We start from the raw sequence: 21,878 nt of genomic DNA on the forward strand, positions 1-21,878 counted from the left end.
TGGGGCTTCCCCCAAAAAAAAATGCAAGGCCAAAAGGCCTTGCTAACTCAACGCGTCCGATCCTTTGCCGTATCATCGTCGGCGGCTGCGAGTTACCGCGCCTGGACCGCATCCTCCCAAGACTTTGACCGCGTAATGAGGATGAATTTCAGCTCCACCCTCTTGTTATGGGAGGGCACCATAGAGCAAGTTGAGACGAAATGTCACGAGGAAAATTGCCTTTGAAATGCTTTGTTATCAAATTGCTCTGCGGTGGCGGTTTTGAAGAACGGAGCACGCGGCGGCCATATGGCTGCGGCTTTTCATTCCGTTGCGAAATGGTTAAGACACCGGCCTTGAACCGTTTGTCATCTTGATTCCGAACAGGCTCTCTCGAGCCGCTTCCATGGATACGTTTATGCGACTGTCGCGCTATTTCCTGCCGATCCTGAAAGAAACTCCTCGTGAGGCCGAAATCGTCTCGCACCGTTTGATGCTGCGCGCCGGTATGATCCGCCAGCAGGGCGCCGGCAGCTTCTCCTGGCTGCCGCTGGGCAAGCGCGTTCTCGACAAGGTCAATCAGATCATCCGCGAGGAACAGAACCGGGCAGGGGCCCAGGAAATCCTGATGCCCACCATCCAGTCTGCCGATCTGTGGATGGAGAGCGGGCGTTATGACGATTACGGTAAGGAGATGCTGCGCATCACCGACCGGCACGAGCGCAAGATGCTCTATGGCCCCACCAATGAGGAGATGGTGACGGACATCTTCCGGTCCTACGTGAAGTCCTACAAGGATTTGCCCCTCAATCTCTATCACATCCAGTGGAAGTTCCGCGACGAGGTGCGCCCGCGCTTTGGCGTGATGCGTTCGCGCGAGTTCCTGATGAAGGACGCCTATTCCTTCGATCTCGACTTCGAGGGCGCAAAGGCCGCCTACAACCGCATGTTCGTTGCCTATCTGCGCACATTTGCCCGCATGGGGCTGCAGGCGATCCCGATGCGCGCAGACACCGGCCCCATTGGCGGTGATCTGAGCCACGAATTCATCATTCTGGCTTCCACCGGCGAGAGCGAGGTGTTCTGCCGCAAGGAGTTCCTTGAACTGCAGGTGCCGGGCGCGGATGTCGATTTCAGCAATGACGCGGAAATCGCCGACATCGTCACCACCTGGACCACGCCCTATGCGGCGACCGACGAGATGCACGACGAAGCCGCCTGGGACGCCATTCCCGAAGATGAGAAGGTTTCTGCGCGCGGCATCGAAGTCGGCCATATTTTCCACTTCGGCACCAAGTATTCCAAGCCCATGAACGCGACCGTCACCGGTCCGGACGGCAAGGAGCATCATGTGTCCATGGGATCCTACGGTATTGGTCCGAGCCGCCTTCTGGCGGCCATCATCGAGGCGAGCCATGACGAGAACGGGATCATCTGGCCGGAGAGCGTCGCCCCGTTCGATGTGGGTCTGATCAACATGAAGGTGGGCGACGAGGCCTGCGACCGCATCTGCGAAGAGCTTTATGGAAAGCTGCAGGCCGCGGGCAAGGATGTGCTCTACGACGATACGGACCAGCGCGCCGGCGGCAAGTTCGCCACTGCGGACCTGATCGGTCTTCCCTGGCAATTGGTGGTTGGCCCGCGCGGTGTCGCCAATGGCGAGGTCGAGCTCAAGAACCGGGCCTCCGGCGAACGGGTCTCCCTGTCGGTTGCGGATGCGCTCAACCGCCTTGCTCAGGGCGCAGCATGAGGCGGCGCCGCGATTTCTGTTTGCGCAAAAGCCTTTGAGGTCGAGCCATGAGTGAAGCCGCCACCAGCGGAGAAGCCGCGCAAAGCGCGCCCGGGAAACCCTTGGGTGCCGGACCGTTCTCCCGTTTCGAGCGGCTGATCGCTTGGCGCTACCTTCGCTCTCGCCGGAAAGAGACGGTGATCTCGGTGATCGCCTCGATCTCCTTCATCGGCATCATGCTGGGTGTGGCAACGCTGATCGTGGTGATGGCGGTGATGAACGGTTTCCGTGCCGAGCTGCTGACCCGCATTCTGGGCGTCAACGGCCATCTCATCGTGCAGCCGATCGATATGCCGATGGATGATTATGAGGCCGTTGCCAGCCGCATTGAGGGCGTTGAGGGCGTGCGTCTTGCCATGCCGATGGTGCAGGGGCAGGTTCTCGTTTCCGGCCGCAGCGGAGCGGGAACCGGCGCTGTGGTCCGCGGTGTGCGGGCGGATGACCTGTCCCGTCTCGAACTGGTTTCCGACAACATCAAGGACGGCTCGCTGGTCGGCTTCGCCGCCGGCGAAGGGCTGGCGGTCGGCTCGCGCATGGCGCAGAATCTCGGCCTGACGGTCGGCGATTCCGTGACGCTGGTCGCCCCCGAGGGCGACATCACCCCCTTCGGCACCACGCCGCGCGTGAAAACCTATCCGATCTCTGCGACCTTCGAGATCGGCATGTCGGAATACGATTCCTCCATCATCTACATGCCGCTCCAGGAGGCACAGCTCTATTTCAATGCAGAGGGGCTCGTGCAGTCGATCGAACTCTTCGTCGACAATCCCGATGCGGTGGACGTCCTGCGCCCCAGGGTGGAAGAGGCTGCGCAACGGCCGATCCTGCTGTCCGACTGGCGCCAGCGCAACAGCACCTTCTTTTCTGCGCTCGAAGTGGAGCGCAACGTCATGTTCATGATTCTGACGATGATCGTGCTTGTTGCTGCGCTCAACATCATTTCCGGCCTTGTGATGCTGGTGAAGGACAAGGGTCACGATATTGCGATCCTTCGCACCATGGGCGCGACAAGCGGCGCCATCATGCGCATCTTCTTGATGACCGGTGCTGCGATCGGCGTTGCCGGCACCCTTGCCGGCGTGATCCTCGGTGTCGTCATTTGCTGGAACGTGGAATCGATCCGCCAGTTCTTTTCCTGGCTATCTGGCACGACGATCTTCGATCCCGAACTCTATTTCCTGAGCCAGTTGCCGGCCAAGATGGAAGCGGGCGAGACGGTGGCCGTTATCATCATGGCGCTGGTCCTGTCCTTCGTGGCAACGCTCTTTCCTGCCTGGCGGGCCTCCCGGCTCGATCCGGTCGATGCTCTGAGGTATGACTGATGGCGGCACCCATTCTCGAACTGAAGGGCATTGAGCGCAGCTACCGCGAAGGCGAGGGCCGGCTCACCATTCTCAAGGATGCAGCGTTTTCTCTGAACCCGGGCGAGATGGTGGCACTGGTCGCTCCCTCAGGGGCCGGAAAATCGACATTGCTGCATCTGGCAGGGCTGCTTGAGGCACCGGATTCTGGAGAGGTGATCGTCGGAGGTCAGGCGTGTGGCCAGCTGTCGGATGATGCGCGCACCGCGATCCGTCGCAACGAAATCGGCTTCGTCTACCAGTTCCATCATCTGCTGCCGGAGTTCTCTGCAGAAGAGAACATCATGATCCCGCAGATGATCACCGGCATGGCGCCGGCCGAGGCGAAGGCGCGTGCGGGACAGCTTCTCGATTACTTGCGGGTCGGTCATCGGGCGAGCCACCGACCGGCAGAACTGTCGGGTGGCGAGCAGCAAAGAGTGGCCATTGCCCGCGCTGTCGCCAACGCTCCGCGTATTCTTCTCGCGGATGAGCCGACCGGCAATCTCGACCCCAAGACGGCCGGCTATGTGTTCGACGCGCTTGAGGCGCTTGTGCGTCAGTCAGGCCTCGCAGCCCTGATTGCTACCCACAATCATGAACTGGCCGCGCGGATGGACCGCGTCGTCACGCTGAGCGGCGGCAAGGTCGTCGCCTGGACCGGGTAACGCATCAGCAGCGTCCCCGTGTGTCGATAGCCTCCGGACGACCGAGGGGCTTCTGAACGTCTGTTTGCGAATTAACCCCACGTAAACCCTGATTTCCAGGCCCGGAAGAGGCGCCTTCTATCGCGCTTGACGATAGAACAAAAATAGAACATAAAGGGATTATAAAGTGATCAGGAGGGATAAATGACCGATCTTGTCCAGGATGTCGTCTCGCTCGTTGCCGTCAGTTCCTTTATCATGATGGCTGCTGTGGTGATCGGCGCCATTTGATGCTTGCCGGTGCCATGCGTCATGTCAGGCACCGCCCGAATGCAAAAGAGGCGGGAAGGCCCGCCTCTCGATCTGCGTTGCTTTACTTCCCATGAAGTTTTGCCGTTCAGACCGGCCCTGTTCTATCACAACCACGCTGTTGACTAGTCGCCGACAGCCACGCCCTCGCGGCGCGGGTCGGCAGCCCCTTCCAGGCCGTCGGGAGTGAGAGTGATGCCGTGCAGGCCGGAATTGAGGTCGCCGATGGATGTCTTGAAGCCGAGTGCATCGAGATCGTTCTGCATCTCCTCGGCTTCGGTGCCGGCTTCCAGCGTGTAGGTGCCGAAACGATTTGTCAGATGCGGCAGGTCGATGGCCTGTTGCATGTTCATGCCCCAGTCGGTCAGCGCGATGATCGTGTTCGCGACATAGGGTATGATGTTGCTACCGCCGGGCGAGCCAAGCGCGTGGAGCGGCTTGCCGTCCTTGAGAACGATGGTCGGCGACATGGAGGAGCGTGGACGTTTGCCTGGTTCCACCCTGTTGGCCACGGCCTCACCATCGGCTTCAGGCGCAAACGAGAAATCCGTGAGCTGATTGTTGAGGATGAAACCGGCCGCCATCTGGCGTGAGCCGAAAGCGCTTTCCACCGATGTCGTCATCGAGGCGATGTTGCCCGCCTTGTCGACAATAACGAAATGCGATGTCGAGGGCTGTTCAAGGCTCATGCCGTCGATGCGCAATTCGGCTTTATCCCATGGCGGATCTCCGGCCTTCACGTCATCCGCACCAAGGGCGGTGGGACGGCGGATCAGTGCCGCACGCGCTTTCAGATATTCCTGGTCGAGAAGACCCTTCGGCATTTTGACGAAATCGCTGTCGGCCATGTAGCGGCCCCGGTCGGCAAAGGCGAGACGCGTTGCATCGCCAATGATGCGCCAGCTTTCGGGATCTTCGGGTCCAAGACTACCCAGGTCGAATGTGCCAACCATGCCTAGAATTTGCCCGACGGTCAGGGCGCCGGAGGAGGGTGGCCCCATTCCGCAGACCTCAAGGTCGCGATAGGGAGCACACACCGCTTCACGCTCCTTCACGGCGTACCCGGCAAGGTCATCAAGCGTCAAAAGCCCCGGATTGCCTTCATGTGCTTTCACCGCGGCCACAATCTGTTCGGCGACCGGCCCCCTATAGAACCCATCGGCTCCATACTCGGCAATTCGTTTCAGTGTTGCGGCATAGTCCGGATTTTTCAGGATCGATCCGACCGCGACCGCATCGCCATCCTTGTCATAAAAATAAGCACGGGCGGCAGGTTGCGTGTCCAGCCGGCCCTTGTCTTCCTCTATCAGCGCGTGAAGCCGCGGCGAAACGGTGAAGCCTCCTTCCGCCAGCCGGATCGCCGGTTCAAGAAGCGTTTGCCACTCAAGCTTCCCGGCCCGCTTGTGGATGGTGTCCATCAAACGCACCACGCCCGGGGCGCCCACCGAGCGGCCGCCAACCACGGCGTCGAAGAAGGCAAGCGGCTCACCCTGTTGATTGAGGAAGAGCTCAGGCGTTGCCGCAGCAGGCGCGGTTTCCCGCCCATCGAAGGTCGTCACCTTGGCGGTTTCAGCATCATACCAGACAAGGAACGCACCGCCGCCAATGCCGGAAGATTGCGGCTCCACCAGGCCAAGAACCGTCTGAACAGCCACCAGTGCATCGGCCGCACTCCCGCCCTTGCGCAGGATATCGAGACCGGCCTCCGCTGCAAGCGGATTGGCAGCAGCCACCATCTGCTCTTTTGCGTGGACTGTCGTTTTGTTTGTAACCCCGCTGGCACTTTCCGGGGCGTGGGCGTCTGTTGCCTGTTGGGCAAACGCTCCAGGCGTGGCCATGGAGAGGGAAATGAGGGCAAAGGCCCCAAAAGCCTGTGATAATCGCATTTTTGGCGCTCCTCCGTCAGAGCGCCGTAGATCCTGATACGGATCGCCGATACGCTCTCAAGCCTCGTGTGGCACAACTGCAAGCGACTTGCCGTTCGCACCCTGCCTGTTCATATTCATGCCGGACCTCGCCCAGTCGTCAAAGGCTTTCCGCGGGACCGAATACTTCGGCAAACGCGGCCTTGAGCGCGAGGTCGAGATCCTCCATCGTCACCGGCAGACCGAGATCGACCAGGCTGGTGACACCGTAGCCGCTTATACCGCAGGGAACGATACCGCCGAAATGAGCCAGATCCGGCTCGACGTTGATCGAGATGCCGTGAAAACTCACCCAGCGTCGGAGGCGAATGCCGATGGCAGCAATCTTGTCTTCGGCAGGCAGGCTTCCGGGCAAGGGCGGTTTGTCCGGCCGCGCAACCCAGACACCGACGCGATCCTCTCGGCGTTCGCCCTTCACGTTGAAACGTTCGAGTGTGGCGATGATCCACGCCTCCAGCGCTGCGATGAAGGCGCGCACGTCTTCGCGACGGGTCTTGAGGTCGAGCATCACATAGGCGACCCGCTGGCCCGGCCCATGATAGGTGTATTCGCCACCACGCCCCGTCTTGTAGACGGGAAAGCGGCCTGCTTCGAGCAGGTCTGCACTGTTGGCGCTTGTGCCTGCTGTGTAGAGTGGCGGGTGCTCCACCAGCCATACGAGCTCAGGCGCTTTCCCTTCGCGAATCAGGCCGGCTCGCTCTTCCATGAAGGCGACGGCCTGTTCGTAATCGGTCAAACCCGGTTCGATTCGCCATTCCACGGGCGCACCCGCCACGCGCGGCAGGAATTCCGTATCGATCTGGCCGCGTTCGCTCATCGCATCATCCCGTCAGGTACTGAAACTGCCCGACACATATGGAGACAAACTGGTTGCAGGTCCAGTGCACCGCGTCCCTGCGGGTTCCGGTGATTTTTTTCGTCTTTTTGAAGAAGGGCGCTTGTTTCCCGAAATCCGATTTGCTACATGCCCGGTGCCGGTGTGAACCGGCCTCCAGCTGCGTGCGGTCGTGGCGGAATTGGTAGACGCGCAGCGTTGAGGTCGCTGTGGGGCAACCCGTGGAAGTTCGAGTCTTCTCGACCGCACCAAGCTCACTCCCAAAAAAGTATGGTTTTTAATGACTTGGATGCGAAAGTGTCCCACGTCAGACCCATGCGTGGGACACGTTGATTCTCCCGGTCGCTGATTTGGCCAGCTTCCAGCGCTCTACGCGCCGGGTGTAAACCTCACTCGTTTTCGCTTCCGAATGGCCCAAGATGGCCATGATCTCATACTGGCTGCAGCCCAGCTCAGCGAGCAGTTCTGCAAGCCCCTTCCGGACACCATGAGCGGAGAGGTGAGCCAGTCCGGCATCCTTGCACCAGTTCTTGAACATGGCCGACATGCTGTCTCCGCTGGCAAACGGTTTGCCACCGCTTCCGAGGACATAAGTTGCACCCTGCACGGTCGTCGCCCTGGTTGCTTTCTTGAGCGGTGGAAGCAGGGGAATGGAAACTTCTGTTGAGCCCTTCTTCAAGGGCGTCCAGCGTAGTGCCTCGATGCCTTCGATCCGGCACTCATTCTCGCGGCCCAGCACTGTCAGGTCTTCAATGCGGCAACCGGTCCAGAGCGGGACGGACAGTGCCACATGTGCCTTGGAGCCTGGGAGGTGCACTTTCAGGAACTTTCGAACGTCAGCCGCCTTCCAAGGCTTCGCGCCATCACCCTTGCGGTAGATCGGCTTGATGCCGCGCGCCGGGTTCTGTTGCAGGTTTCTGCGTTCAATTGCCCAATCGAACATCACGGCCACGGATTCGATGAATGCATCTGCCTGGGCCGGTGTTGCGCCCATGCTGTCCTGCATCTCGATAAGCTTTTCGTGGGGAATGAGCATCTTCCGGTCGGGATGTTTGAGGAGGCGGGACCGAGGGAAGAGGGATCGAAAACGGTTTTGGGATCTGGCCCCGAACAGGAACGCAGAGCCAACCGAACTCGCAATCAAACCAAAGCGCAGCGATCAACAGCGTTCCGAGCGCTCAACGCGAAGATGATCTCGTGCCGCAGGTTGAGAGCGTGTCATATGTCAGAGTGAGCCAGAATAGGGTCAACTATTAGGACAAAGAGAGTGAGCTAATTAAAAAAAGATATAACATTGTAAACATAAATGTAATCAGAGGCGTATTTCCATAAATAAAAATGGTATTTTCAGAGTTTTAGATTCAATTAAGCAATGGCGCGTCTCATTTCGATTTCAATCAATAAGTGGTTGATAGAATCGTGTTTCACGATAACAGTATGTCCGAGTCAGTGAGCCGGCTGACGATTTCGGAAATTGAAGCATTTTACGGAGAGACGGTGATGCCGATAAGAGGCACGGAAGCCAGGTTGGTTGGGTATAACCACATACGCAAACGCCATAAATTTCTTATGACAGGCGTGGCATTGCTGACCCTGGCAACGACATCTCACGCTGCAAATTTTACTGCGTCTAGCGAAGCGGAGTTGGCGAGTGCGATTTCACTTGCTCAGGCCAGTGGAGACGCTTCATCGACCATCACTCTCACCAACAGCTTTTCAATCACGGGTCCATTGCCGGTCGTCAATGATAAGAACATCTCGATTGAAACAGGGGCGAACACCCTGTCGTTCTTCCCTGCTACGGACCTTAACGTCGCTGCTGGCGCCTCACTTACGATTACTGGAAACATCACCGGCACGGGTGACGCCCTCAACAAGGTTGGAGATGGGGCGCTCACGATATCGAGCACAGCTTCAGGGTTCGCCCGGTTCCACGTAAACGGAGGGAGTGCAGTCATAAATAGCGGGAGAGATACCGAACTCTCGACGTCAAACAGCACTACGTTCGCCCAGCTTGATCTGTCTCGATCTGACAACGCGGTTTCGAGCCTGACGGTAACCGGGACTGGCACACGTCTACTCGCCTCGGGAACAGGTACAGTGGACCTAAGCATGGGCATTTCATCGCAATCGACATTGTCGATTACGGATGGTGCTCACTTCATCGCCAATGGCGGTACGAGGGTCCACTCAACCAGCTTTCGTAACGCCAAAGCCTCGATTTATGTGAACGGCGCGGGCTCGCGGTATGAAACGACCGGCATGACTATGGCAAATGGCGAGACGCTCTTACGCGTCAGTGAAGGAGGTACAGTCAAGGTCAACGGCAGTACTCACATCGGTGGTGCGTTGCAAGTCTTTGACACTTCAGATGCCAGGTTGGAAATAACCGGGCCAGGCTCCAGATACGAGTCTGACGCCATCACCGGCTATCAGGGCTCGATCTCAGTTCTGGATGGTGGTGTACTTTCCGGAACAGATGTCGAGATCGCCTTCAAGCGGGTTAGACCTGTAGTGCCCGGGTTCGATGTTCTGGTGTCCGGCGGTGGATCTCAGATGATTGCCGATACGCTGCGAGTGGGTCACAATGGTCGGGGCACTCTGACCATCTCTGATGGCGGCGCCGTAATTGTGGGCAGTGGTGGTGCGCCATTTATCCTCGGAAGTGCCGATGCCAACAGCGAAGCTGTGCTGAACATCGGTGGTGCGGTCGGGCAGCCGGCCTCAGCAGCAGGAACACTTGGTACGTCAGGCATACAACTCGCGACCAACAGTGAAGTAAACTTCAATCACACCGAGGAAGCGTACGGCTTCGACATCGCGATCACCGGCGATGGAGCCATCAATCATACGGGTCCCGGGAAGACAATCTTCACCGCGGATCAACTCGGCTTCAGCGGACTTGCCACCATTCAAGCCGGTACGTTTGAGGTGAACGGTGTTCTGGGAGGAACCACGGAAGTTCATGGCGGTATTCTGTCTGGCACGGGCACGGTTGGCGCAACCACCAACTATGCTGGTGGCACGATCGCGCCAGGCAACTCCATAGGCACGCTCACGATCGACGGAGACTACACCAGCAATGGCGGCGCGCTGGAGATCGAATCCGTGCTCGGGGACGATGCTTCTGACACCGACGTTCTTGTCATTACCGGTAACTCAATTCTGGGTACGGGGGCGACACAGGTGCGAGTCACCAATCTTGGAGGAGTTGGCGCCCCCACCGTCGAAGGCATTCGCATTGTCGATGTTGCAGGCACTTCAGACGCAGATGCGTTTGTCCTGAACGGCGACTACGTGTTTGAGGGTGATCAGGCGGTGGTCGGGGGGGCTTATGCCTACCGGCTCTATCAAAATGGAATAAGTACACCCACAGATGGCGACTGGTATCTGCGGTCGTCACTTCTACCGGTGGCTCCAGACCCCACACCGGGTCCGACACCCAGCCCAACGCCGCTTTATCAGCCGGGCGTCCCAATCTATGAAACCTACGCAAGCGTCCTGGGCAGCTTCAATTCACTTGAAACCCTCCAGCAGAGGGTGGGCAACCGCATGTGGTCCGAAACCACGCAGGACAATTCCGGCATATGGGGCCGCATCGTGGCCAGCCACAGCAAGATTGATCCCAAGGCCTCCACAAGCGGCGCGGAATACGATCTGGATCTGTGGAAAATGCAGGCTGGAGCAGACGGTCTGATCCATGAGAACGAGAGTGGCCGCTTTATCGGTGGCGTCTCGGTTCACTACGGAACGGTTTCATCGGAGGTCACTTCCCTGTTCGGAAATGGATCGATTGATTCGACCGGATACGGCCTGAGCGGCACGCTGACCTGGTACGGTAACTCTGGCCTCTACGTGGATGCTCAGGCGCAGGCGACCTGGTTTGATAGTGACCTGGTTTCCAGCACAGCGTCGCGCAACCTTGTTAGCGGGAACAACGGCTTCGGTTACGCACTCGGCGTTGAGGTGGGAAAGCAGATCGCACTGGACGAAATCTGGTCGGTTACACCGCAGGCGCAGCTTGTCTATTCCGATGTGAACTTTGACACCTTCACGGACGCCTTTGGAGCGGTCGTTGGCCTGGAAAATGGCGATTCTCTGATTTCCAGGCTCGGAATCAGCGTTGATCGGACACAGGAGTGGAATGACCCAGCGGGGAAGGCGCGCCGTAGCCACATCTATGGCATCGCAAATCTCTATTATGATTTCCTCGATGGTTCACGCTCGACAGTTTCGGGAGTCGAGTTCGTCAATGAGAAAGAGCCGTTGTGGGTTGGTGCAGGTGTAGGTGGATCCTACAACTGGAACAACGATCAATACTCCCTCTACGGCGAAGCCTCACTGAACAGCAGTGTAAGGCATTTCGGCGATAGCTATCAGGTGAAAGCAAACGCCGGGTTCCGAGTGCGCTGGTAGGAAAGCCAACATTGACATCAGACAGGGGCATTACGCTCCTGTCTGATAGATTTAGCTGCTTCTCCGCTGGGCATCCGTACTCACACAAGCGGCCGGTTTGAACGATCCCTCTCGCCACTGTCTTCGATCGTCACGTCCTCTCGCAGAAGCTCGGTAAGCCTCAGTTTGTCCTGCCTCCCCAGGTGTTTCTCCTCCGGACATTTTGCATTGCGAATCTCCGGGAGTATCGATCCAGGATCTGAACGAAGCGCCCGGTCCCATGATGCACATATTCTGTCCGTTGCACCTGATGGTGTCTCCATCGGTTGCGGACAGGGACAGGCAGGATATGAGGCTGGCGGCGAAAGCGATCACTCAAAGCTCCAAAACAGACCGCTTGTGAACAAGGCGGGAAGCAAACTTCAATGGGGCGAGGGCGTAACAACGCGGGCCGCTCGACCGCACCAAGCTCTCTTCCGAAGAGTATATTCTATGATGACTTGGGTTTGAGTTTTCCTCAGGTCATTTGAGCTTGCCCCAGGTCAAAACCATACGCGTAACGCATCGGTTCAACCGGTCGCCGAGTTGACGAGCGGCTGACTTGGCTTATGGACCGGAACGTCCGCAACCGCGTCGTCAATTTACCATCCCCAGCAAACCTCCCCGAACTTAACCTGTGTTAATTCACGTGGTTTGTATGCGTGCTAACGAGGGGCGTCCCGACCGTTGGGGGCGATGGGTGGGGCGCTTCGCTCTCGATCATCGATTGAGCGAACAAGGAATCTTCTTCGATTTGCGTCGAGGAAGATTTTTTGTTGGAGCAACCAAATTCCGGTCATCGCCGAACCATCTGGGAACTCCTGCTTTCAGATGGTGGGATGATCGTGTGCAAGAGGGCTGGGATATCCGCCAAGGTAGATGCGGCTGATCATCCGGGACAGAAACTCCACTGCAGCGGTGGAGAGCACCACAAAGGAAATCAACAAAGCCAGCGTGTTTAGAAAATCCAGAAACATAACAACCGTTTCATGCTGTGTTTCGCCAACAGGATAACTCGTCGGGACGAAATACGCTGCATCACGATTTCTTTGCGGTCTTAAGAATTGCCGATGTGGCATCTTCCACGTTTTGTTAGAATTGGCGCAGCAATTCACCAAAACCGGAAAGGCGATCTTGGACGCCTGCAAGGCGCAGGCAGTTCCACATCATGGCTTGATTGCTCACGATCACCGGTTTCCGGATTTCCTTTTCCAGCGCCTCCACGATCTCGAGCGACCGCAACGCGCTACAGCTTATCAAAAGCGCTTCTGCTTCCGGTGTGTCGAGGCTGGCCCCGAACTCGAGAAGGTAGTCAGGCGTGACCCGAACCATATCGCGGTCATAATCCAGACCAAGCCCCGCATAAGCGGTGATCTCGAAACCGGCTTCATTTTGCAGATATCCAACGACAGTGTCCGTCAGTTCATGCGCATAAGGCGTGCCCACCGCGATGCGGCGCACCTGCAGGGCCGCGAGGGCCTTTGTCACGCTACCCATGAGAGAAGTGGCGTGGGCGTTGGGAGCACCCTTGTTGAGCTCTGAACAAACGCGTGCTTCGCCCACGGCCACCGTGCCTGAGGTGCAGGCCAGGCAAACCACATCAAGAATGTCATCCGGCAGGATGCGCCCGGCTGTTTCGGCAAGGCTTTCGGTTAGCTGCGCAAGCGTGCCGGTGGAAATTTCATGAGGCATGCGCGCTCTGGAGAAGTAGACGCCGACACCCGGCGGAGCCATGCGCACCATATCCTCTTCCACCAGTTGATCGTTGGGCAGAAGAACAAAGCCGATCTTCGCGCGTTCATTGCGGCCGGAATCGAACCGTATGGGCGTGTTCACCTGCCGTTTGCGGTTTTGCAGCGGCGAGTTTTCTGGATTGTGGAGCATGTGGCCCTGTTGTCCCGCGTTCTCATCAAGATTCGAGGATCGCGTCATTCACGCTTGTCGTGCTGCCGGGCAACCGACGCAGACGCGTCGCTTTTGAGGCAACACCGCTCCCCGGATCCGCAGTGACTGTACAGGCATACACCGATTGTCGCGTCTTCCCAAATCTCCAGTGGCGGCGAGCACGCAGGCGGGGCCCCAAACCGGCTGGACGGGAAGTGGATCAGTCCATTGGCGTCGCACACCACGCAGCGCGGCGCAGGCGAACAAGCGTCGCGATATCGAGCTTTTCGGTCTTTATGGATGCGATCGCGATTTCGAACAGCGCGAGATGGATCTGCTGATGGCTCCAGCCGCGCTCCCGTGCGGTTGTCACAATGCGCCTCAGTGCCGGCTCTATCGCGTCTCGGCAGGTCTGCGCCTCGACGACAAAGTCGACCGGTGCGCAGGTCTCAAATGCGAGCGACATGCTTTCCCCCCGGGAACCGTCGTTAAGTTCAGATTGATAGGCAAATTGATTGTGCTGGTGGGATACCACAACCCAGCTCTCTGGACGAGTACGCTGATCGAGGTAGTCCCAGTTGCCGCCGGCGAGCGTTACGAAAGAGTTAAAGCCATCGCGATTGCCGCACAACCGAAGGGGTTGGGAAGGTGTGGATGGTTTGGGCTCTCGAGCACCAGTCCCCTTGTGGGCGTGTGTTTCTTATGGTGTGCCGCTTTTGATTGTGGGCTATTCTGCCGCATGGGCCGAGAGGCCGGAAAGTGCATTAGCGAAAAGCGAGGGTGCGACAGTGACATTCATCGAGAGCTTATTTGGCGTTATCGGAGACTTAACCTGGGGGTGGTCCCTCATCCCAATTCTTGTCGTCTTAGGCATTTTCATCACCGCGTTGACCGGGTTTGTTCAACTTCAGTTCTTCAGGCGCATGTTCCGCGTCCTCTCTTCCAAAAATCAGAGCGGAGACCCCAATGCGATCTCCGCGCGTGCAGCACTTCTTGTCTCCGTTGGGGGACGGGTCGGCGGCGGCAATATCGCCGGCGTGGCCGTGGCCATCACGCTTGGTGGTCCAGGTGCAGTGTTCTGGATGTGGGCTATCGCCCTGGTTGGCATGGCGACCAGTCTCGTTGAATGTTCGCTGGCGCAGCTTTACAAACGCCGCGAAGCGGACGGAACGTTTCGTGGCGGCCCGGCCCGGTCCATTATTCATGGTCTCGGTGAGGAGTATAAGTGGCTCGCCGTGCTCTACGCGATCTGCCTCATCGCGGCGTTCGCCATTGGCTTCAACGCATTTCAGGGCAACACGGTTGCCGGAGCGGCGCAGGAGAGCCTGGGGATTGACCGCATGTGGTCGGGTCTCCTTCTGACCGTGATTGCCGGCTTCATTGTCTTTGGCGGCATCCGCCGCATCGCCAAGGCAGCCGATGTTGTGGTTCCTGTCATGGCGATTGCCTATCTGCTGATGGCGGTCGTCATTATCCTGTTGAACATCACCGAGCTTCCCGGCGTTCTCTATTCCATCGTCATGAATGCATTCGGTCTGGAGCAGGCCGTTGGTGGGGGCATGGGGGCAGCGCTTGCACAGGGCTTGCGGCGTGGCCTTTTTTCCAATGAGGCAGGACTTGGTTCTGCCCCCAACGTCGCCGCCACGGCCGATGTGCGCCATCCCATCAGCCAGGGCATCACTCAGTCATTCTCGGTCTTTATCGACACGATTGTGATCTGCAGCTGCACCGCCTTCGTTATCTTATTGGGCGATGTGTATGCGCCGGGCGCCGAAGCCATCGACGGCGTTGTTCTCACTCAGCAATCGCTGGTTTCTCACCTGGGCGAATGGACCCAGTATTTCCTGACCTTCATTCTACTTCTTTTTGCATTCAGCTCGATCATCTACAATTACTATCTGGGCGAGAACGCGCTGACAGTGATCAGCGAACACCCGCTGGCCATCAACGCACTGCGCTTGGTTGTGATGGGGATTGTCTTTCTTGGCGCGGTGGCGCCCGGGGCGACCGCGGTCTTCTTCTTCTCTGATCCAATGATGGGCATTCTGGCGCTGGTCAATCTTATCGCCATCATGATGCTTCTGCCCACATGTCTGAGGATACTGAAAGATTTCCGGGAGCAGCTGAAAGCCGGTGTCGATCGGCCGGTGCTCGATCCGGACAAGTTTCCTGATCTGGATATCGACCGCACTGCCTGGACAGGCAGGGTGCGTGAGGAAGCTGCGGGCGCTTGAACGCCACATAACGCGTGTTTGAACAAGGGGTAGGAAGGGGCAGGGAAACCTGCCCTTTTTGATTCTTCCTAGCTTTAAAAGCCCAGCAGAATGGCCGCTGCGATCGACATGGCCACCGCTAAAGCCGTCAGGCCGACAAACACGCGTGCCTTGTCGAGAAACATGGCGTATCCCGCGCCCCATGCCGAGGTGCCCGCTCCGAGCGCGAAAAAAAATGCATCCCGCTCTCCAAAGGAAAGCGCAGCAGCCATAAGCCCGCCGATCACGATGGCTCCGAACGTTACGATGGTTGCAGCAGCATAGGCGTCGTAGCGGTCGTTCATTCTTCGTCCCTTCAAAATGCACTTTATGGCGTCATGGACGCCCTCCCGCAGGATTACCACTAGCAGGTCATCCCGTCGAAAGAAACGCTTCTTGCGGGGGCTACCCAGCAAGCGTTGGAGCGGATGGGTCAATCGCATTGATTGCTGAATTAATTTTCACTGACTGTTGCGATTCGAAATAACGCGCGTTATGTCAGGACCCATGTATGGTATTTTCACATGACGTGTGAGGCATAATGAAGTCTCGCAAGGCGAATGCTGAATGCAAGCGTATGTGAAATATTTTACAGGTGTTCGACCTGTATTTCATTTTCCATAAAATAATCAGCCAAGAGGAATCATGAAACCCAAGCTACGGGTCGAGAATGTTTACAAGATATTTGGAGAACATCCAGAACAGGCGCTCGACGGTCTGAAGCAGAACAAGACCAAGATCGAGATTTTTGAGGAAACAGGGCAGACCGTCGGCGTTCAGGATGTCAGTTTTGATGTCCATGAAGGCGAGATTTTTGTGGTCATGGGGCTTTCTGGCTCCGGAAAGTCCACATTAGTCAGAACCTTGAATGGCCTGATTCCGCCGACCTATGGGAAAATCCTGATTGACGAAGACGATGTGGCGAACTGCTCGGCCGAGCGCCTGCGCAAGGTGCGGCGTGAGAAGATCACCATGGTTTTCCAGCATTTCGCTCTCTTTCCGCACAAGACCGTCGCCGAGAACGCCGCCTATGGACTGAAGATCAAGGGTGAAGGCGCCGCTTCACGTCGCGCAAAGGCGCTTGCAGCTCTGGAGCAGGTTGGTCTTGCGGCCTATGCCGACAGCTACCCCGACGAACTGTCGGGCGGGATGCAACAGCGCGTGGGGCTTGCACGTGGGCTTGCAACCGATCCGCAAATTCTCCTGATGGATGAGCCTTTCGGCGCGCTCGATCCGCTCATTCGCCGTGAGATGCAGGAAGAGCTCCTTCATCTTCAGAAGAAGCTCAAGAAGACCATCATCTTCATCACCCATGATCTCAACGAGGCGCTGCTTCTGGGCGACAAGATCGCCATCATGAAGGATGGTCGCATTGTTCAGGTCGGCACCGCGCAGGAGATCGTCGACAATCCGGCCGATGATTATGTCGCCGCCTTTGTCGGTGACATTGACCGGGGCCGTGTTTTCGACGCCGCGCACGTCGCCGAGCGCCCGATCACCGTTGAGCTCGGCGAAAGGAATGCAGCCGAAAAGGCGCTCGACCTGATGGAGGAGCACAATCGCAATGCCCTCTACGTGGTGGAGGAGGATCGGATTGCCGGTCTCGTCACCTACCAGGAGCTGGCGGTGGCCGCCCGCGAGGAGGGCCGCACGGACCTTTCGGAAGTCCTGGTGACGGAGGTCCCCACGGTCTCTCGCGATACGCCCCTCAACGAGCTTTATGGTGCTGCAAGTGCTGGTTATCCCATCGCGGTGGCCGACAAGCGCGGCCGTCTTGCCGGGGTGATCGAACCGCAGGCGGTGTTCTCTCAGCTTTCAGGCGAGGAGAACGAAGAGGCACAGCCGACAACGGATGAAACCGAGGCCAGCTCCGCACAGAAAGGAGAACGCCAATGATCAGCCCTGCCGATCTCGTTCAGATCCCGCTTGACGACTGGGTGAACAGTTTTGTTCGCGATTTCCTGGTGCCCAATTTCCGTCCCTTCTTCCGCGCCATGCAGACACCGGTCACGGCCGTTCTCGGCTGGCTCGATGCGTTCTTCCACTGGTTGCCCATGCTGGTGTTTACCGCAGGCCTTACGCTGATTGCCTGGCGTACGGCGGGCCGCGGGGTTGCTGTTTTCACGCTGATCGCCCTCGCTTTCATTGACATGATCGGGCTCTGGTCGGAGACCATGACCACCTTGTCGATGATCATCACCTCGGTGCTGTTCTGCGCCATAATCGGCATTCCGCTCGGCATCTGGAGTGCACGCAGCGACCGTGTGCTCTTTGTCGTGCGGCCCATTCTGGACATCATGCAGACGATCCCGTCCTTCGTCTATCTGGTGCCGATCGTCATGCTGTTCGGTGTGGGAATGGTGCCTGGCATCATCGCCACGATCATCTTTGCTCTTCCCCCCATTATCCGCCTCACCAATCTGGGAATCCGCAATGTGCGCGGTGACCTGATCGAAGCTGCGGAAGCGTTTGGTTCCACGCGCTGGCAGATGTTGTGGGAAGTCCAGTTCCCGCTGGCCCTGCGCACCATCATGGCGGGCCTCAATCAGACCCTGATGCTGGCTCTGTCGATGGTGGTCATTGCAGCACTGATCGGCGCTGGCGGGCTCGGCCTCACCGTCTACACCGGCCTCGGTCGCCTCAATGTGGGGGCGGCAACCGCCGGTGGCATCGGCATCGTGCTTCTGGCGATCATCCTTGACCGCATCACCCAATCGCTCGGCGAAAAGAAAGCCGTGCACACGCCTTCGCTCTGGCAGACGCTGCGCTCGATGTTTGCGCTCGGCAAGCCGGGTGACGAAGAAAAAGCGGGCAAAGCCGCATAAGGCTTCGTCCGTCTCGCGGAGCGCGACCTGGCGTTCCGCATTCACGGCAGCGGCTACGCCCTGCCACAATTGTCGAACACGTATTTATGGAGACTGCTCGATATGACTGGTCTTAAGAAAAGCATTCCCGCAATCGCAGCCCTCGCGCTGCTCGGCTCCGTGGCCATGCCGGCGATGGCGCAGGACGGCCCCGGCGCCGGTAAAACGATCAAGATGGCACAGGCCACCTGGGACACGGGCTGGTTTCACGCTGAAATCTACAAGCAGATGTTCGAAGAGCTTGGCTACACGGTCGAAGGTCCGACCACGCTCGACAACCCGCCCTTCTATCAGGCGGTCGGGTATGGCGATGTGGACCTTTGGGTGAACGGCTGGTTCCCGATCCACGACACCTATCGCCCGGCTTTCGAGGCAACGGCGGAGATCGTCGGTGCGGTCGCAGCGGGCGGTGCGCTTCAGGGCTATCTCGTCGACAAGGCATCGGCAGAGAAATTCGAGATCAAGTCGCTTGACGATTTCAAGCGGGATGAGGTGAAGGAAGCTTTCGACCGCGATGGCGATGGCAAGGCTGACCTGGTCGCATGCCCTCCCGGCTGGGGCTGCGAGGTGGCGATCGAGGATCATCTCACAAAATACGAGCTCAAGGATCACATCAACGAGATCAAGGCCAGCTACTCTGCCTCCATGGCCGATGCTGTGGCGGCTTATGAAAGCGGTGAGCCCATCCTCTTCTATACCTGGACCCCCAACTGGACCGTCAACGAGCTGAAGATCGGCGAGGATGTTGTCTGGATTCAGGTGCCTGAAGAGGCCACGGATGAGAACGCTGCAGCCGGGATCGATGGCTGTGTTGCTGATCCTTGCGTCATGGGCTTTGAGGCGAACGACATCGTGCCGGTCGCCAATTCCGAGTTCCTTGAGGAAAATCCGGCTGTCGCGACGCTGCTCAAATCGGCTTCGATCCCGCTCGAGGACATTTTTGCCCAGAACGCGGCCATGAACGACGGCGCCGACAAGCCGGAAGATATCAAAATGCAGGCTTCCGACTGGATCTCCGACAATCGCGATACTGTTGACGGTTGGCTGGAAGCTGCCCGCAAGGCCGGCGAATAAATCTGCTTGCCGTCATGGGCCCGATGTTTGAGGCCCTAGAAAAAAATTGGACCGCGCGCCTTGTCCGGCGTGCGGTCTTTTCATGTCACGACGAGCTGTGCCGCCAACAGTGTTTATTGTAGCCGGGGTGGTGAGGTGTAGATCGGTACATCGAGATCCCGCGGGCCGGGCGCCGTCAGATGCGGGATGTTCCGCTGACTGCGCATCCATTCCTGATGCTGGTCTTCCAGCATGTCGCGGCTGCGTTCCAGTTCACGGTCGATGCGCGCTTCCCGCGCCTGTTCCGCTTCGCTCTTGGATCTGTTCTCCGCATATCCCGAAGTGCCCGCCAGCATAACCGCTCCAATGGCGGCCAAGACCATGTGATTGAAACGAATTTTCATGGCTCTCATTTAGGACTCCCGTAAGCGTTTAAACAGGGGAGCAACGCTTCCTAGTTCAAAATGAGAATGGCTCCGTTCAAGAAACCGGCGAACAGGACCCAGGCCGCATAGGGCAGGAACATCAGGGCCGACAGTCGGTCCACCCGCCAGCGCGCGATGATAAAGGAGATAACCGCAGCCACAAGAAGCACGAGAATCACGAGTGCGGCCCCGACCATGTGGAGCGAAAAGAAGGTCGGCGACCAGGCGAAATTGAGAACAAGCTGCAACCACCACAGACGCATGGCATTGCTCTGGCGTTCGCGCAGCCATACGCGCGCGCCGGCCAAAGCAATCAGGACATAAAGCATTCCCCACACTGGGCCGAATACCCAGTTGGGTGGATTGAAAACCGGTTTTTCCAACCCTGCATACCAGGAGCCGGGTGCTGTCAGGTAACCAATGGCAAGACCGCCACCGACCACGAGAATTAGGAAAAAGGGGAGAGTGCGAAGAAGAGGCATCATGTTATCCTGTTTCGTGGTTCGGATCGGCAAAACCTGCTCAGGTTGGAACCAGCCAATGCCATAGTGCATTAACGTTCCAAGGGGGCTTGTGTTCCTGCCGCGCCGAAAGGTTGGGCACACAATCAAAAATCTCGAGCGGAAAGCGTGGCGCCCCGGTTGCGGTGCGGCACACGCGTCTGTATTGCCGAAAGAACGCTGCGCCCACTCGCAGAGCCCAACATCCCAGCCAGGGAGGTCCATTTGAGCGAATCCGAAGGACTGAACGAAAACGTCGAAGCCGAAGGCGCTGAGGCAATGGGCATCTATGATGCAGATGGTGTGGTGGCGGCACCGTTTCTGGCGCATATCGGCGCAGCGATTGCCGACCGGGACACCATCACCCTACGTCAGGAAATCGGCGCGCTCCATCAGTCCGAGGTCGGTGACCTGCTCGAAGCCCTTCTCCCTGACCAGCGCCTCGCGCTTGTCGTGCTCATGGGCGATGATTTCGATTACACCGCGCTGACCGAGGTGGACGAGGCGATCCGTCTCGAAATCCTGGAAAACCTGCCCAATCAACAGGTGGCGCGTGCCGTCGAACAGCTGGATTCGGATGATGCGGTCTACATTCTGGAAGATCTCGATCAGCAGGACCAGGACGAGATCCTCGCCGAGCTACCGTTCACCGAGCGTGTGCGCCTGCGTCGTTCGCTCGGCTATCCGGATGAAACCGCCGGCCGGCGCATGCAGACGGAATTTGTCGCTGTGCCGCCCTTCTGGACCGTCGGCCAGACGATCGACTACATGCGGGAGGAGCAAAACCTTCCCGAAAGCTTCGCGCAGATATTCGTCATCGATCCGACATTTCGGCTGGTGGGCGCTGTCGATCTCGATCGGATCCTGCGCACCAAGCGAGGAGTGAAGATCGAGGATGTGATGCGCGAGACGCGCCACGCCATCCCGGCCACGATGGATCAGGAGGAAGCCGCGCAGATTTTTGAAAAATACGACCTTCTGTCGGCTGCCGTGGTCGACGAGAATGAGCGCCTGGTCGGTGTGCTCACCATTGACGATGTGGTCGACGTCATCCAGCAGGAGGCGGAGGAAGATCTTCTGCGCCTTGGCGGCGTCGGTGACGAAGAACTCTCCGACCGTGTCTGGACCGCCGCGCGCTCGCGGGTTCCCTGGTTAATGGTCAACCTCATCACAGCATTCCTTGCCGCCTCCGTCATCGGCCTCTTCGATGACACGATCGAAAAGGTCGTCGCGCTCGCCATTCTGATGCCCATTGTTGCAGGAATGGGGGGCAACGCAGGGTCGCAGACCATGACCGTTACGGTGCGTGCGCTCGCCACCCGGGACATCGATATTTACAATGCCGGCCGCATCATCCGTCGAGAAATGGGTGTCGGCATTCTGAACGGCGTCGTTTTCGCCACGCTGATTGGCGTGGTCGCGGCCGCTTGGTTTCAGGATTACAATCTGGGCGGCATCATTGCGGCGGCGATGATCATCAACATGTTTGTCGCCGCTCTTGGCGGCATCCTCATTCCGCTTCTGCTTGATCGCGTTGGCGCCGACCCGGCGGTGGCATCGGCGGTTTTCGTCACCGCAGTCACGGATGTGGTCGGCTTCCTCGCTTTCCTCGGCCTCGCCACCTGGTGGTTTGGAGTCTAGT

The 21,878-nt window shown here is 58.2% G+C and carries 19 protein-coding genes and 1 tRNA gene; 10 read left to right on the plus strand and 10 right to left on the minus strand.

Features of this window, described 5'->3' with window-relative positions; genetic code table 11:
• Window positions 1-397 precede the first annotated feature (397 nt).
• From proS to AC2CHD_RS00425, 3 genes are read left to right on the plus strand one after another with little or no spacing between them, the layout of a single operon-like run.
• Entirely contained in the window at window positions 398-1,729 is a 1,332-nt protein-coding gene (gene proS / locus AC2CHD_RS00415; protein WP_484553171.1) for a proline--tRNA ligase, read from the plus strand.
• Between the two features lie 47 nt (window positions 1,730-1,776).
• Window positions 1,777-3,090 carry a lipoprotein-releasing ABC transporter permease subunit gene (locus tag AC2CHD_RS00420; protein ID WP_484552193.1) on the plus strand — a complete coding sequence of 438 codons (1,314 nt, stop codon included), beginning with the start codon at window positions 1,777-1,779 and terminating at the stop codon, window positions 3,088-3,090.
• Window positions 3,090-3,776 carry an ABC transporter ATP-binding protein gene (locus AC2CHD_RS00425; RefSeq protein WP_229447115.1) on the plus strand — a complete coding sequence of 229 codons (687 nt, stop codon included), beginning with the start codon at window positions 3,090-3,092 and terminating at the stop codon, window positions 3,774-3,776. Before AC2CHD_RS00420 ends, AC2CHD_RS00425 begins: the two co-directional genes overlap by 1 nt.
• A 170-nt stretch (window positions 3,777-3,946) precedes the next feature.
• On the opposite strand, the gene AC2CHD_RS00430 is transcribed toward AC2CHD_RS00425, so the two are convergent.
• From AC2CHD_RS00430 to lipB, 3 genes are all read right to left on the minus strand, one after another.
• Entirely contained in the window at window positions 3,947-4,069 is a 123-nt protein-coding gene (locus AC2CHD_RS00430; protein ID WP_484552194.1) for a hypothetical protein, read from the minus strand.
• 120 nt (window positions 4,070-4,189) lie between these two features.
• Window positions 4,190-5,950 carry a gamma-glutamyltransferase gene (ggt, locus tag AC2CHD_RS00435; RefSeq protein ID WP_484552195.1) on the minus strand — a complete coding sequence of 587 codons (1,761 nt, stop codon included), beginning with the start codon at window positions 5,948-5,950 and terminating at the stop codon, window positions 4,190-4,192.
• 139 nt (window positions 5,951-6,089) lie between these two features.
• Window positions 6,090-6,806 carry a lipoyl(octanoyl) transferase LipB gene (gene lipB, locus AC2CHD_RS00440; RefSeq protein ID WP_484552196.1) on the minus strand — a complete coding sequence of 239 codons (717 nt, stop codon included), beginning with the start codon at window positions 6,804-6,806 and terminating at the stop codon, window positions 6,090-6,092.
• Window positions 6,807-6,990: 184 nt separating this feature from the next.
• Between lipB and AC2CHD_RS00445 the strand changes: the two genes are divergently transcribed.
• Window positions 6,991-7,075, plus strand: a tRNA-Leu gene (locus AC2CHD_RS00445).
• A gap of 56 nt (window positions 7,076-7,131) precedes the next feature.
• Here AC2CHD_RS00445 and AC2CHD_RS00450 read toward each other — a convergent pair.
• Window positions 7,132-7,860: a tyrosine-type recombinase/integrase gene (locus AC2CHD_RS00450; RefSeq protein WP_484552197.1), complete on the minus strand. Its 729-nt coding sequence runs from the start codon at window positions 7,858-7,860 to the stop codon at window positions 7,132-7,134.
• A 533-nt stretch (window positions 7,861-8,393) separates the two neighbouring features.
• Here AC2CHD_RS00450 and AC2CHD_RS00455 point away from each other — a divergent pair.
• Complete coding sequence (locus tag AC2CHD_RS00455; RefSeq protein ID WP_484552198.1) at window positions 8,394-11,240, plus strand: autotransporter family protein; 2,847 nt, start codon at window positions 8,394-8,396, stop codon at window positions 11,238-11,240.
• Window positions 11,241-12,085: 845 nt separating this feature from the next.
• On the opposite strand, the gene AC2CHD_RS00460 is transcribed toward AC2CHD_RS00455, so the two are convergent.
• The 3 genes from AC2CHD_RS00460 to AC2CHD_RS00470 form a co-directional block, all read right to left on the minus strand.
• Window positions 12,086-12,235 carry a hypothetical protein gene (locus AC2CHD_RS00460; protein WP_484552199.1) on the minus strand — a complete coding sequence of 50 codons (150 nt, stop codon included), beginning with the start codon at window positions 12,233-12,235 and terminating at the stop codon, window positions 12,086-12,088.
• A gap of 115 nt (window positions 12,236-12,350) precedes the next feature.
• Window positions 12,351-13,190, minus strand: coding sequence for a maleate cis-trans isomerase family protein (locus tag AC2CHD_RS00465; protein ID WP_484552200.1), 840 nt, complete (start codon window positions 13,188-13,190; stop codon window positions 12,351-12,353).
• A 172-nt stretch (window positions 13,191-13,362) separates the two neighbouring features.
• Window positions 13,363-13,608 (minus strand): hypothetical protein, encoded by a 246-nt coding sequence (locus AC2CHD_RS00470; RefSeq protein WP_229447110.1) that lies wholly within the window; start codon window positions 13,606-13,608, stop codon window positions 13,363-13,365.
• Window positions 13,609-13,930: 322 nt separating this feature from the next.
• On the opposite strand from AC2CHD_RS00470, the gene AC2CHD_RS00475 reads away from it, so the two are divergent.
• Window positions 13,931-15,376 (plus strand): alanine/glycine:cation symporter family protein, encoded by a 1,446-nt coding sequence (locus tag AC2CHD_RS00475; RefSeq protein WP_484552201.1) that lies wholly within the window; start codon window positions 13,931-13,933, stop codon window positions 15,374-15,376.
• Window positions 15,377-15,450: 74 nt separating this feature from the next.
• Here the strand turns inward: AC2CHD_RS00475 and AC2CHD_RS00480 are convergent, their stop codons facing one another.
• Entirely contained in the window at window positions 15,451-15,699 is a 249-nt protein-coding gene (locus tag AC2CHD_RS00480) for a hypothetical protein (protein ID WP_229447108.1), read from the minus strand.
• 340 nt (window positions 15,700-16,039) lie between these two features.
• On the opposite strand from AC2CHD_RS00480, the gene AC2CHD_RS00485 reads away from it, so the two are divergent.
• The 3 genes from AC2CHD_RS00485 (at window position 16,040) to proX (ending at window position 19,332) form a co-directional block, all read left to right on the plus strand.
• Window positions 16,040-17,290 carry a quaternary amine ABC transporter ATP-binding protein gene (locus AC2CHD_RS00485; RefSeq protein ID WP_484552202.1) on the plus strand — a complete coding sequence of 417 codons (1,251 nt, stop codon included), beginning with the start codon at window positions 16,040-16,042 and terminating at the stop codon, window positions 17,288-17,290.
• Window positions 17,287-18,219, plus strand: a complete 933-nt coding sequence (locus AC2CHD_RS00490; protein WP_484552203.1) for an ABC transporter permease — start codon at window positions 17,287-17,289, stop codon at window positions 18,217-18,219. Before AC2CHD_RS00485 ends, AC2CHD_RS00490 begins: the two co-directional genes overlap by 4 nt.
• 102 nt (window positions 18,220-18,321) lie before the next feature.
• The gene (gene proX, locus AC2CHD_RS00495) at window positions 18,322-19,332 is read left to right on the plus strand and encodes a glycine betaine/L-proline ABC transporter substrate-binding protein ProX (protein ID WP_484552204.1); all 1,011 of its coding nucleotides are present in this window, start codon (window positions 18,322-18,324) and stop codon (window positions 19,330-19,332) included.
• A gap of 113 nt (window positions 19,333-19,445) precedes the next feature.
• Here proX and AC2CHD_RS00500 read toward each other — a convergent pair whose 3' ends face one another.
• Both AC2CHD_RS00500 and AC2CHD_RS00505 read right to left on the minus strand, forming a co-directional pair.
• Window positions 19,446-19,724 (minus strand): hypothetical protein, encoded by a 279-nt coding sequence (locus AC2CHD_RS00500; protein ID WP_484552205.1) that lies wholly within the window; start codon window positions 19,722-19,724, stop codon window positions 19,446-19,448.
• A 41-nt stretch (window positions 19,725-19,765) separates the two neighbouring features.
• Entirely contained in the window at window positions 19,766-20,221 is a 456-nt protein-coding gene (locus AC2CHD_RS00505) for a TspO/MBR family protein (RefSeq protein WP_484552206.1), read from the minus strand.
• Window positions 20,222-20,515: 294 nt separating this feature from the next.
• Here AC2CHD_RS00505 and mgtE point away from each other — a divergent pair, with 294 nt between their 5' ends.
• A complete protein-coding gene (mgtE, locus tag AC2CHD_RS00510; protein WP_484553172.1) occupies window positions 20,516-21,877 on the plus strand; it encodes a magnesium transporter in 1,362 nt (453 codons plus the stop codon).
• Window position 21,878 lies beyond the last annotated feature (1 nt).

The organism is Nitratireductor sp. ATLC21 (genome assembly GCF_057196525.1).

Excerpts from the sequence above, each read along its gene's own strand:
- proS (WP_484553171.1), top strand. The coding sequence starts at position 398 with ATGCGACTGTCGCGCTATTTCCTGCCGATCCTGAAAGAAACTCCTCGT.
- AC2CHD_RS00420 (WP_484552193.1), top strand. The coding sequence starts at position 1,777 with ATGAGTGAAGCCGCCACCAGCGGAGAAGCCGCGCAAAGCGCGCCCGGG.
- AC2CHD_RS00425 (WP_229447115.1), top strand. The coding sequence starts at position 3,090 with ATGGCGGCACCCATTCTCGAACTGAAGGGCATTGAGCGCAGCTACCGC.
- AC2CHD_RS00430 (WP_484552194.1), bottom strand. The coding sequence starts at position 4,069 with ATGACGCATGGCACCGGCAAGCATCAAATGGCGCCGATCACCACAGCA.
- ggt (WP_484552195.1), bottom strand. The coding sequence starts at position 5,950 with ATGCGATTATCACAGGCTTTTGGGGCCTTTGCCCTCATTTCCCTCTCC.
- lipB (WP_484552196.1), bottom strand. The coding sequence starts at position 6,806 with ATGAGCGAACGCGGCCAGATCGATACGGAATTCCTGCCGCGCGTGGCG.
- AC2CHD_RS00450 (WP_484552197.1), bottom strand. The coding sequence starts at position 7,860 with ATGCTCATTCCCCACGAAAAGCTTATCGAGATGCAGGACAGCATGGGC.
- AC2CHD_RS00455 (WP_484552198.1), top strand. The coding sequence starts at position 8,394 with ATGACAGGCGTGGCATTGCTGACCCTGGCAACGACATCTCACGCTGCA.
- AC2CHD_RS00460 (WP_484552199.1), bottom strand. The coding sequence starts at position 12,235 with ATGTTTCTGGATTTTCTAAACACGCTGGCTTTGTTGATTTCCTTTGTG.
- AC2CHD_RS00465 (WP_484552200.1), bottom strand. The coding sequence starts at position 13,190 with ATGACGCGATCCTCGAATCTTGATGAGAACGCGGGACAACAGGGCCAC.
- AC2CHD_RS00470 (WP_229447110.1), bottom strand. The coding sequence starts at position 13,608 with ATGTCGCTCGCATTTGAGACCTGCGCACCGGTCGACTTTGTCGTCGAG.
- AC2CHD_RS00480 (WP_229447108.1), bottom strand. The coding sequence starts at position 15,699 with ATGAACGACCGCTACGACGCCTATGCTGCTGCAACCATCGTAACGTTC.
- AC2CHD_RS00485 (WP_484552202.1), top strand. The coding sequence starts at position 16,040 with ATGAAACCCAAGCTACGGGTCGAGAATGTTTACAAGATATTTGGAGAA.
- AC2CHD_RS00490 (WP_484552203.1), top strand. The coding sequence starts at position 17,287 with ATGATCAGCCCTGCCGATCTCGTTCAGATCCCGCTTGACGACTGGGTG.
- proX (WP_484552204.1), top strand. The coding sequence starts at position 18,322 with ATGACTGGTCTTAAGAAAAGCATTCCCGCAATCGCAGCCCTCGCGCTG.
- AC2CHD_RS00500 (WP_484552205.1), bottom strand. The coding sequence starts at position 19,724 with ATGAGAGCCATGAAAATTCGTTTCAATCACATGGTCTTGGCCGCCATT.
- AC2CHD_RS00505 (WP_484552206.1), bottom strand. The coding sequence starts at position 20,221 with ATGATGCCTCTTCTTCGCACTCTCCCCTTTTTCCTAATTCTCGTGGTC.
- mgtE (WP_484553172.1), top strand. The coding sequence starts at position 20,516 with ATGGGCATCTATGATGCAGATGGTGTGGTGGCGGCACCGTTTCTGGCG.